The 12758-nt window shown below is 44.1% G+C and carries 4 protein-coding genes; 2 read left to right on the forward strand and 2 right to left on the reverse strand.

All coding sequences use genetic code 11. The annotated features are described in order from the left end of the window. Nucleotides 1-578 precede the first annotated feature (578 nt). The gene (locus F1E73_RS15275) at nucleotides 579-1700 is read right to left on the reverse strand and encodes a PQQ-dependent sugar dehydrogenase (RefSeq protein WP_150452426.1); all 1122 of its coding nucleotides are present in this window, start codon (nucleotides 1698-1700) and stop codon (nucleotides 579-581) included. A gap of 130 nt (nucleotides 1701-1830) precedes the next feature. Here F1E73_RS15275 and F1E73_RS15280 point away from each other — a divergent pair, with 130 nt between their 5' ends. Next, nucleotides 1831-10308 carry a T9SS type B sorting domain-containing protein gene (locus tag F1E73_RS15280; RefSeq protein ID WP_150452427.1) on the forward strand — a complete coding sequence of 2826 codons (8478 nt, stop codon included), beginning with the start codon at nucleotides 1831-1833 and terminating at the stop codon, nucleotides 10306-10308. A 13-nt stretch (nucleotides 10309-10321) separates the two neighbouring features. On the opposite strand, the gene F1E73_RS15285 is transcribed toward F1E73_RS15280, so the two are convergent. Continuing rightward, entirely contained in the window at nucleotides 10322-10714 is a 393-nt protein-coding gene (locus F1E73_RS15285) for a hypothetical protein (protein WP_086478089.1), read from the reverse strand. A 63-nt stretch (nucleotides 10715-10777) separates the two neighbouring features. On the opposite strand from F1E73_RS15285, the gene xerA reads away from it, so the two are divergent. After that, entirely contained in the window at nucleotides 10778-11905 is a 1128-nt protein-coding gene (xerA, locus tag F1E73_RS15290; protein ID WP_191089033.1) for a site-specific tyrosine recombinase/integron integrase, read from the forward strand. The last annotated feature ends 853 nt before the right edge of the window (nucleotides 11906-12758 follow it).

The raw sequence follows: 12758 nt of genomic DNA on the forward strand, positions 1-12758 counted from the left end.
CAAAAACTCCGCGCTTTTTAAAAAAATAAAAAGCTGAATCTCGGAGCTTTGCCAGCGCTCCAACTGGCCCCTCGCTATAAATGCAAATCGTTGCATTTACTTCTCGGTCCTCTGCGGATAAGGAAGGCCTCACAAGTGGCCTCTCTCAAGAGCTTTCGGCCTATTTTCTCCTTTTGTAGTAAATCGAGGGGGGTCCACATTGGCTTAAGGAAGGTTTACCTGCCGTTAGGAAGGCGTCCAAAGAGCATTTCACGATAATGAAAGCGGCCTGGGCGCTGTGGCGGTGGAAGGCCCATAGATTTCAAGAAAGGAGAAATCAGCCTAGATTTTTCCCGCCCGTACCGAAACGTACGTTCGGGCGGGTTGAATACTTTTTTATTCATGGCTTGCATATTGTTTTTTAAAGGAATTCATGAATGCTGCGCATTTCATCGATGGAAAAAAGTATTGAAAGGCCTAATCAAAGGTAGGTTATTGTAATTGTGCTTACCTTATAATTTTAACTTCACAGAACTTTTGAGCTTGCCCCATTGATACTTATGGGGCTTTTATATTTACTTTGGTACCTAAAGGAGGTATTATTCCTTAGGAACCAGTTTATAGATACCCTTGCCTTCTACTGCCACATAGATATATCCGTCTGGCGCCTGTCTTACATCTCGTACTCTTCCCATGTCTGGCATAATTTTCTCGCGATACACTACCTTGTTATCCTTTAGTTCTAAACGCTCCAAATACTGGAATTTTAGAGAACCTACTAATAGACTTCCTTTCCATTCTGGATACTTATCACTGCTTACAAAGGCCATTCCGCTAGGAGCAATAGACGGTACCCAGTAATAAAGGGGATCTTCCATGCCTTTCCTCTGGGTTTCATCGGTAATAGGTGTACCGCTATAGTTCACCCCGTAGGTAATCACCGGCCAGCCGTAGTTATTTCCTTTTCCAACAATGTTAATTTCGTCTCCCCCCATAGGACCGTGTTCGTTGGTCCAGATGGCCCCTGTTTCCGGGTGTTGCACCATCCCTTGTGGGTTCCGGTGCCCATAGCTAAATACGGCAGTTTTAGCACCTTCCTTATCTACAAACGGATTGTCCGATGGGATGCTGCCATCCCTATGGATACGATATACCTTTCCTCCATCTCGGGTAATATCCTGCGGATTTACATCCCGATCTCCCCGGTCTCCAATGGAGAAATATAGATATCCGTCCTTGTCAAAAGCAATTCGAGATCCAAAATGCTGTCCTCTGGTAGTATTAGGGCCTGCCTTGTAGAGTACTTCCTTCTCCGTTAAGCTGTTTCCGTTTAATTTTGCTCGCATAATAGCGGTGTTACCACCTTTCTCTTCCCCTTCCTCGGAAGCGTAAGAAATATATATCCACCCATTGTTTTGGTAATCTGGGTCTATGGCTATATCCAACAATCCACCTTGCCCGCGATTGTATACCGTGGGACCATTTTCTACAACCGACTTTTGGCCATCTTTAAAATGAATAATCTCCCCGGATTTTTCGGTTATCAACATACTACCATCCGGTAAAAATGCCATTCCCCAAGGAATAGAGATACCCTCCACAACTAATTGAGGGGTGTAGGTAACCTTCTTTGGGGTATTTACCTCATTTTCATCTTGTTGTGCGCAAGATATGTGCAGACTTAAAAACATCAAGAGTACTAATGCGATACTATTTTTCATAATTGTGCGTTAAGGGATTATTAATGTGGCTTTAAGGGCTTAAAGATAAATAAAAATATAAGTATAAATAACTACAATAAGATATAGTTGGATGTCAATTCCAATTATATTTTAATAACCAACCTCACTCATGCTTCCACGAAATCCACGGTATTTCTGGTATGTTGCCTTGTTGATGGCCTTATCAATTATTGGCAGTGCTGCCATCGCTCGGTCTGTGGTACCTATAAACGCAGCCGGTGTTTTTAGCGCTACTTTGCGAGCAGCCATTGGCGTAGAAGGGGATGAAGGGAAACTAATTGATTCTCCCGAAACCTCTAGCATTGCTCTGAATAATGTTGAATCTGCCGCAGTTGCACCCGCTATGTTTGCGACCATTATTACCAATGCCGATGCAATGGAAAACTGTTCCAATGATGGTAGTACCATGGCTAGTTACGCGCTCTGTGGCGATTTTGACGATAGGCAGGTGACACTGCAAGGAACCTATAGCAGTTATCAATGGCAACAATTTAATCCTAGTGGGAGCTGTACTTTTAATGTAGATGCCGCCTGTGCCAATACCAATCTTAGTTGTTGGAGTACGATTAGCACCAGTAATACCTTTACGATAGATGCAAGCACTATTGATTCTTCCATCGGTGCTGGTTTTAGGGTACGGGTAAACGGATCAGGCCCTTATTATTACTTTAATGTAAAGAAAAGTACCATTACCCAGACCTTTGTAAAAAGAAACTTTATCTGTGGCGCTCCGGGAAGGATTCAAATTACCAATCTTTCCAGTGCCTATGAGTACAGTATAGACAATGGAACTGGCTTTGGACCTTGGCAGGGTGCTATTTTCGACAATTTGATGCCTGGGACCTATGTGGTAAAAGCAAGGCTTCAAAACACCCAGAACACCTGTGAATACCTTTACGACCCCATTGTAATTGAGCAAAGGGATATTGACATTGATGTAACCTATGTAGACGCCCTTTGTAGTGGGGATACAGGTAGTATTTCAGTAGTGGTACAGAACGTTCCCGGGCCTTATAAGTATACCCTATTGGATGAGAATGGGACCCCACAGGAATTCACCTCCTTTATTGCGGCAGACAATTATGTATTTAGTGCTGTTGGCTTTGGGACCTATAGCGTACGGGTAGAAACGCAACAATGTAAAGGAGATGCCTCATTAGGAATTCCACCTCCTTCCCAGGATATGGATATCCATGGAAATCCCATTGTTATTGGCGACGGAATTGTAGCCTTGGATGCCGCTACGGAGGTCAATAATAGTTTTGGTTGTAGTGTTCCCAGTGTGGATATAACGGTAAGGACTACGGGCGGTATGGCGCCTTATACCTTTGTAGTGAATGGCACGGGACCCGCTAGCAGTCCCTTTTCAGGGAGTGCCGTTTATACGGTTACTAGCCCGGGGGATTATAATTTTGTAATTACCGATAGTAACGGTTGTACTATTACCGCTTCTGCCAGTGTGGAAGAGTTAACGCCGCCAGATATTGTGGTAAGTGGAATTGATGGTACGTGTACCAATGGGGGCGCCAAGCTACATTTTAATGTACTGGATGCCAAGGGGTATAACTTATCCTATAGGGCAAGTCCTAGTGATGTTTGGAGTACCAACCCATTGGTAAATGTTTCTGCAGGAACCTATAGCAATATTCAGGTGCGTTACCAACAAGGTGGTTTCGATTGTATTTTAGATTTACCATCGTCTGTAACCGTGGCCACTACAGGGACCATAGCTGGAAATGCCGTGAAAATAACGGACAGGACCTGTGATGGCATGGGAGGTGCTGTAGGGGGCGGAATAGAATTTCAAGGACCTTTTTCGGGAGGTTCTGGGAGCGGGTATGTTTTTAGTATTTCCGGGGACGATCCATCGAACTTCAGTACACAGACTACTTATACCAATTTAGCTCCTGGCACCTATACCCCCATAATTAGGGATAGTGGTGGGTGCCGCTTAGAGTTGCCTCCAATTACTATTAATGATATAGATCCACCAACGGCAATCGCCTTTAATCAAAGCAATGTAAACTGCTCCTTAGGTACGGCGGATGTGCAATTAACTGTTACCAGTAATTTTGCGATAGCCAAATATGAGGTAATTAGCCCTGGTCCTATCATGGACAATGGCACCAATGATGTATTTACAGGATTGGATACTTCCACCGCCTACCAATTTAGAGTGACCGATGTTAATGGTTGTACGTATACCAGTAGTTTTACCCCGGCAAATATAAGTTCTATAAGGGCGCGGGTAAAATCTGGAGGGGATACCCAGGTCTGTACGGGAGCTAGTGATGGTACGGGCAGCTATCTTATAGACGGATTTGCCAATAGCTATTCGTATAATATCAACGGCGGACCGGAAAGTGCTCCGCAAAGTGGTAATGAAGTCGCTTTGCCACCGTCTGCTGCTGGCACCTATGTAATTACGGTGACCGACCTTGATACAGGGTGTACAGACACGGCTTCCATAACCATTTCGGAACCCTCTAGTCCGTTATCACTCACCGCTGCGGTAACCGCTATGAGCTGTGCCAATAACAATAGAGGTAGGGTAGTGGCCAATGCTTCGGGCGGATGGGGTAGTTATAGTTATACTTTAATACCTCCACTAGGAGCAGTAGTGGGACCTACCTCTAACCGAACCTTTGGAAACTTAAGCCAGGAAGGAAGCTATACTTTGGAGGTTACCGACGCCGAGGGATGTGTAGAGACCTTTACGTTTTCCCTTTCGGCCATAACCCCACCTACCATTACCTTAGATGCGGCAGCTTCGGATCTTTGTTATGTTCCAGGAACAGGTGCTGTACTAGCAGTAAACTCAACCGCCGGAAGCGCACCGTCTGCCAGTCATCAATACCGTATTAACGGCCTTACTTCTTGGCAGGCCAGTCCAGTGTTTACGGGAGTGGCCCCTGGTAATTATACCATTGAGGTAACGGATGCCAACAATTGTTCGGCCCAAGAAAATATTACGGTGAACCCTAGGTTGCGGGTTACTACGAGTATAGAAACAGAAATCCCTTGTGGTGGTCTTCCTGGGGAGGTACGTGTCCGTGTTTCTGGGGGATACCGAACGGGGGCTGGATCCAAAGTTTATGAAATTAGCTCCGACAATGGAGTAAGCTTTGGACTACCTCAACCCTTGGTGTCCAGTAATTTTTTAATTCCCACCACCGCACCAGGCACTTATGTAATTAGAATAACCGATAATGAAGAGTGTGTGGCAGAATCCAATCCAATCATAATGGAACCTCCCATGGCCATAAACGCAACGGCAGATGTAATTGATGCCAGCTGTGGGCGAACCGATAACGGTATTATTACCATAACCCCCGATGCAACAATAGGCGTACCACCCTATGAGATTGATTTTGATGGGCGAGGTTTTTCATCTCAGACCATTTATTCCAATTTAAACGCGGGACAAACCTATGGCTTTACGGTTAGGGACTCTAGGGGATGTGAGTTTGTAGATAGTAGGACAATTGGCACCAATGCCGATCCTGGGCCAGATGCCACTGTGGTAGCTGTTAATGCCACCTGTAGCCTTTCTGTGGTTTCGGGAGAAATCCAGGTAACCAATGTAACTGGCGGAACTCCGGATTTCACCTATATTCTACAAAATCAATTTGGTGTGGAGATTGCCCGGGTTGGTCCAACGTCCAGTACAACTGAGAGTTTTCCAGGGCTGGCTCCCGGGAATTATACCGTAGTGACCTTGGATAGCGCTGGTTGTAGGGATGTGGATACCGTGACAATAAATCAAAACACGGTAAGCGTTATTCCAGATCCGGTTCCCTTGCCCGCTTGTAGTGCAACAGGTTTTACTAACACAGTTGAGATCGTTGGGGGTACCGGTCCATTTGAGATCCGCTTGGTGGAATTTCCCGTAAATGCTTTTGTACCGGTAAATCTGCCACCAAGAAGACATACTTTTAACGGATTGCAGTTTGGGGTGTCTTATACCGTTGAGGTATTGGATACGGCTACCGGTTGTACGTACATAGATGTAATTGATCCTGTGGACGGACCTTCCCCGTTGAACGTGACTGCTAGTTCTACAGCCGGATTTTGTGATTTATACAGAAACGGGGAAATAATATATACCGTAGATGGATTTGCCCTTGGAGATGATCTAAGAATTGAACTGGTCAACAATAATAACGGTTCAACAATACTTATAGAAAATGTAACGCCAGGAGCGGTTCCATATTCTAATAATTATTTAACCTTGCCGGGAGATTATCAAATTTTGGTAACTAATTTAACCGATGATTGTACGGATGCGGTTACTATTTTAGTAGACCAAAATCTACCCTCTATCGACATTTTAGCGGAACGCCCTGCCAATTGTAATGCCTTCGGCTCCATTACGGTCCAAGGGTCGGGAGGGGCGGGAGGGCCCTATGAATTTGCATATATGCCACAAGGGGATATTCCGTCCCCAGGGGATTTTATATTAGAGACAACCTTCTTTGCAGCAGCTGGTAGTTATGATGTATATGTAAGGGATGCTAGTGGATGTACTTCCTTTGATATTGCAACGGTGATTGATTTAGATCCGATATTACCACCACCTACCATCGTGGTGGCGAACCAATGTGTGGTAACCGCTACCACCTTTGAGGTGAATGTTTCTATACCCAATAGTGTGGATACCCCCAGGTTTACGTTGGGAGGGGATACCCAAATTGGGGTCTTAAATGGTGCGGTATATGAAGCTACTTTTTATGTGAACAGCCCTGGATCTTATCCCGTGTATGTGGTTGATGCCAATGGTTGTACCAGTCAAGCTACTGCAGAGGTGTACGAGTTTCTTGCCGTAACGGGAGGATTCTCTGTAGCACCCACCTGTTTGGTAGCAGACGGGGAAATAAGGGTTGAGGTAGTAGGGGGAAGCGATAATTTTAGCTATCAATTGCAAGATGATGGTGGGACCAATATTGGTGCACCCATAGTAGGCGACCGATTAGCGGGTGTTTTTTCTGGAATCGCCACAGGGAATTATAGCGTGCAAATAGTTGATGTGGAAACTGGTTGTAATGATACGGTTACAATCACTTTAGAGAATCCAGTACCTCCGGTTATCCTCGATATAAATGAACAGGATATTTCCTGTTTTGGTGCCAACGATGGAAGTATTAGCATTATCCTTCAAGCAGGTACCGATGTAGATAGTCCTATAGATTACCGCTTGGTAAATTTTGATACGAGGGTGGCTATTGCCAACAATAATTCCGGTTCCTTTGGGAGTCTTTCCTCTGGTAGATACGAAGTAGAAGTAGTTTCTGCAAGGGGTTGTGAGGCAGTGTCGGGTTTAATAGAAATTGAGGAGCCTTTAGACTTTTCCATTACTGCCAGTGCGCCGGATTTTGCCTGTGAAGTAGGGGCCAATAGGTATAGTTCTACCCTAATCACAGTGAATGTGGTAGATCCGGGGACCTTGGGGGCTGGATATCAGTATAGTATTACGGGCTATGAAAACTATCAAACCTCCAATACTTTTGAAATAATAGACAATGGTACCCCGCAAAACATTACTGTTTATGCGATAGATGGCAATGGGTGTAGGGCCCAATTTAATGTGCCTACCATAAATCCGCCTACAGAAGTGGTTCCCACCTTAAGCGTGGTAAGCAATCTTAACTGTCAGGACCCGGAACAGATAAGGATAGAGGTGGTAGGAACCACCGATTTTACAATTAACATCAATTCGGTGATTCCGGTAGCTCCAGTGACGGTAAATGGAGGGAGTTTTGCGTTGGTAGATTTACCAGCAGCAGGGGATTATCTCTTAGAAATTACGGATAATAGTGGGGGATGTACCTATCCCTTGCCCAAACATACGGTACATGAGCCAGAGGAACCTACTGTGATAATCAACGAAGCCAAGCCAATTAGCTGTTTTGGTGCCAATGATGGGGAATTAACAGTATCCGTAAGTAATTATACAGGAGATTATACCTATACGGTGTATAGCAGCGACGATTTAACTGCTTCTACACCACTTAGTACAGGCACCTTAAGTACCACTAACAATCCAGAAGTAATTACGGGCCTGCCAGGGGGTAACTTTTATGTGGTTATTAGTTCGGATGATGTTCCTTATTGCACTGGAAGTAGCAATGTGGCCACTATTAGAACGCCCAATGGGCCCTTGGCTGTTAGCGCAGTAGAAATAGGTAACGTAAGTTGTAATGATAATAATGGTAAGATAGAAGCCACAGGATTGGGAGGTTGGGATATTGTGCCCTATGAATATTCCCTCGCTATAGAAACTCCTTTGGGGAGCAATATTTTTGTAGAAACTGTGGCATTTGGGGCAGTCAATGAGTTCGATAATCTCACTAGTGGTAATTATAGGGTAAGTATACGGGATATAGAGGGGTGCGAGGCTACAATAGATGTAACGCTTAATGCCATAGACCCTATAATTGCTGGGATAAGGGAGCCCCAAGGTCTAGTTTGCCCGGGCGGTAATAATGCGGTTTTGGAGGCTTTTGACCCTACCAGCGGAGATGCGTTAACCGCCGTAGCAGGAGCTTCGGGCGGTGTAATGGGAGCAGGTTATAAATACCAGCTCATCTATTTGGGAAGCAATGATATCACCGATGAGCTATCTAGGGGCGGATTACAGGATTCCCCCAGGTTTGAAGGTGCTTCGGGCGGATTTATCAGCGCAGGTTGGTACGCTATAGAAGTTTCTTCTAGCTATGAGTGCATTGGACGTACCCAACCCTATTACGTTACTCCGCCCGCACCTATACAACCTAGATTGGTACAAGTACAGGCACCTGGTTGTGGGGGACAGGGACAGATAAGACTCAGTGTAGCGAATCCGGAAGTGGGGTATGTATATGAATATAGAGCTTATAATGCCGCGCCTACTGACCCTTATACGGATATGATGGGTAGTGTAGTCCTGATTGATGTTGGACCTGGGTTTTATCAATATGATATTCGTAAGAAGGAAGTATCTGGGGCTAATGTCTGTAATAGTGTACGATCTCAAGGAATTAGTCTTGTAGATGCAGAGCAGGTAGAGCTGGTTCCTAATTTACCAGATGATATTTCTTGTGCCACTGAATTGGATGGAAGAATAGAATCCTTTGCTGCTGGTGGGGTAGGTAACTATCTATACACCCTCTATCTGGGAGATCCTGGTGATCCTTTCGCTCCCAATCCATCGGCAAGCATTGTAAGAGCAGCACAGGACGATGGTACTTTTGAAGGGCTACCAGAGGGGACTAATTATTATATTGGAGTTACTAGCGGACTAAGTTGTGGGGATGTAAAAGGCCCATTGATAATTACAAGGCCGGCCCAAATTGAATTTAACGCTACGGCCAATCCGATATCGTGTAATGGATTGCAGGATGGAACTATTGCGGTTGAAGTAACTTCGGGCGGGGAGGGGCTAATACAGTTTGCCATCTCCCCTAACTTCAATAAGTTTTTCAGCGATCCCTTAAATCCCAATGTGTATACTTTTACAGACCTTGCACCTGGCTCCTATGAAATATTGATTCAGGATGAAAAGGGATGTAATGAAAAAAGAACCTTAATTATATTAGAACCAGATGCACTGTCTACCTCCTTTGCAACTACCCCCGAAACTTGTATCAATGCTTCGGACGGTTCAGCCCAATTAACAGTTGGCGGAGGAACCCCATTTGTGGATGTTCTTAGTGGAGCGGAGTATTATGAGACCAAAATTATAGGTCCCAATTCGGTTGGGGATGAGGTGTTTGTGCGTAACGATGCTCTATTATTAGATAATCTGGTGGGCGGGGAGACCTATGTGGTATTTATCCGGGATGCTATGGGGTGCGAAACCAATGTGACGGTTCCTATTCCGATAGGGGTAGACTTACAGGCCGAAGCGATTGTAGATTATGGGTGCGAGGGGATATTTCCCAACAATACGGTGACTATTAGTATGGCCCAAACCAACCTGCTTCCCCAATTGCTCTTCTCTTTAAATGTGGACAATATGGCTGTAGCCAATACCCAGACCCACTTTGGCGATTTACCTGCGGGAGACCATACGGTGTATATTTATCATGAGAATGGGTGTAGCACGGAGGTGGAATTTTCGGTTGATGCCTATGAGCCCCTTTCCCTGAGCGTTACAAAAACCGGTCCTAATAAGCTTACTGCAATGGCCACGGGAGGCTTTGGAGGATATGAATACTTCTTCCAAGGGCAATCCGCTGGTGAGCGTGTGGAATTCTTCTCCTATGAGGATGCCAATGTTACCGTTAGAGTGGTAGATAGCTACGGGTGCGAGTCTACCCTGGCCGTTCCCTTTAAGTTTACAGGGATGTTAAAAATCCCAAATTTCTTTACGCCCAACGGGGATGGTAAGAACGATGAGTGGTTTCCAGGGAATAGGGAGTTTTTCCCCAATATGGAGGTGAAGATCTATGACCGTTACGGTAGGGTAGTGGCGGTATTGGATCAGGTATCGGGATGGGACGGTACTTATGAAGGCAGGGAGTTGCCAACGGGGGATTATTGGTATGAGGTAAATGCCAATGACCAGGACAAACAACGGTTTATGGGTCATTTCACCCTTTATAGGTAAGGTGGGGCAGTTTTTAGAAGTACTTTTTTGAGGTGTTCATATAGGGTTGCCAGGTGACCAATACATACTTTTGCTTTCCGTTGACGCTTTTCTTTAAAAATCCAAATTCATATACGAAAAGATAGACCTCACCTTTAGGGTTTTTCCAGTAATGGGTGAAGAAGGTTGGGTTAAATCCCTCCTCAAATAATTGGGATCTTCGGATAGTGGTAAATCCGGACCGATTGTATTTTTTTAAAATTTTCCGATTTATTTTTAGTTGCCTATCCACTTCTAGAAAGAAAGCTTCAGTTAGCTGACGATTTTCGTACTGATTGATGGACCTGCATTTAATGGAGCAAAATTTCTTGTCCGACCTACCGATTACGGGGCCTTCACACACAGGACATGTTTTAGTAGTAGCCATTTTACACAAAGATTATACTCATAATATACGGCTTTTGACCCAGTTTATAGTTAAACTTGTTACATGAATGCCATAAAATCCATAACGCTTTACCATCTGATGATCAACGATGTAAAGAAGATCGGGATAAAATTTGCTCCTGATAAGCTAATTCAAGGATTAGTAAAAGGGCTACCAGATCCTAAATGGAGCGAACAGCACCAAATGGCATACATCCCCAATACCAAGGAGCATCTAGAATTATTGTTGGATACCTTTAGGGGGGTGGTTTGGATTAATTTCAACCGCTTTTATCCAAATAAACCGGTAAACAGCCACAACGAAAATGTGGATGTAGCTTGGTTTCGTAAAAGAAAACTTCCCCCGGGATACCGAGCTTGTCCAGAAGAATACCTTTTAAAACTGGAGCTAAAGAGGTATTCCAATAGTACGGTTCGTATCTATGTTAGCTTTTTTGAGATGTTCATCAACTATTATAAAGAAAAGGAATTGTATGCTATTGACGAAAGTGATATAAGGGCCTTTCTTCAGGAAAAAATTCACAACAATGTTTCCAATTCCTATTTAAATCAGGCTATAAACGCCATAAAGTTCTATTACGAAGTAGTGTTGGGCATGCCTAACCGTTTTTATGCCATAGAGCGACCCCGAAAAGAATTTAAGTTGCCTACCGTAATTTCTAAGGATGAAGTTTTGGCAATGATAGCTAGTGCCAATAATTTAAAGCATAGATGCATTATTCAATTGCTGTATAGCGCAGGATTGCGGCGTAGCGAACTGATTAATTTAAAGCTTACCGATGTGGACAGTAAACGGATGTTGATACGGGTAGAAGGCTCTAAGGGTAATAAGGATAGATACACCTTACTCTCCAACACCGCCTTAGCAGATCTTAGGGCGTATTATAGGGAATGGAAGCCGCGAATGTATTTGTTTGAAGGTAGAAAGGCAGGTAAATACAGTGCAAATAGTGTATTGCAATTAGTGAAGGACGCAGCCATTAAAGCAGGCGTTAAACAAACAGTGAGTCCGCACGTATTGCGCCATAGTTTTGCCACCCACCTGTTGGAATCTGGGGTAGATCTTAGACAAATACAGGTATTATTGGGGCATGGATCTAGTAAAACAACGGAAATTTACACCCATGTGGCAACAAATACTTTTAAAAACATAATTAATCCCTTAGATTAGTAGTTTTAATAAAATAGATATATAACCAATACATACCATACACTTACGTTAGCGGAAATATGTGGGATAAAAAAAGATAATCTTCGGGGCTTACCCATTTTTGCTTTTACCCTAGAGTTTTCTTAGCAGTACGCAAGCAGTACGTTTATCAGAAAAGCAAAAATCCACGGTTTGTCAATGTGCAGTATCTCCTTTGGGAATGGCCTGGGATTTTGAAAAGAGCAGCGGTTGGGCTATCCGCTTTTGCCGCCTGTACGGAATCGTTGCGCAATCGGTACGCAGGTCGACTTTAGGCTTGTCCGTATCCGCAGAAGTTTAATAAATCAGCTAAACTATATTTCTGTCCGTTAAGGTCTGTCGCTGGATGGAAAATGCGGCAAAAACCACGGGGATTGTAATTGTGGCTCGTCCTTAAGGCTATGGTTGGGGTCACATAAATCCGCTAACAAAACCTATAAGCAATGCGGGCCTTAGTGTTCAAATCAAAGTTTTGTCTATATTTATGAGGAGCAAAACCTTCTCAGTTTTGCCTAGAGAATAAAAAATAACCAAACCCTCAAAGCTTTTGCTACGGGAGTGTCGGGAAAGGTAAGTGAATGCTTGCCACCACACTGCTTATAGCTGGGCCGTTAGAAGGTTATTTGCAATAAAAATTAGAGCAGCTTCGGGCTTTCCCTTTTTTTGCTGCCTACCTTAAAGTTCGACCAATCGGTTCGTAAGTAGTACGTTTATCAGGGCAGCAAAAAATCTACGGTCTGTTAAGTTGTGGAAAGTGCTTTAGGGTTATTAAGGGATTGAAAATAAGAGCGGCTTTCGGGCTATCCGCTTTTGCCGCCAGTACGGAATCGTTGCA

It is taken from the genome of Arenibacter lacus, from assembly GCF_008711145.1.
Lineage (GTDB): Bacteria > Bacteroidota > Bacteroidia > Flavobacteriales > Flavobacteriaceae > Arenibacter > Arenibacter amylolyticus.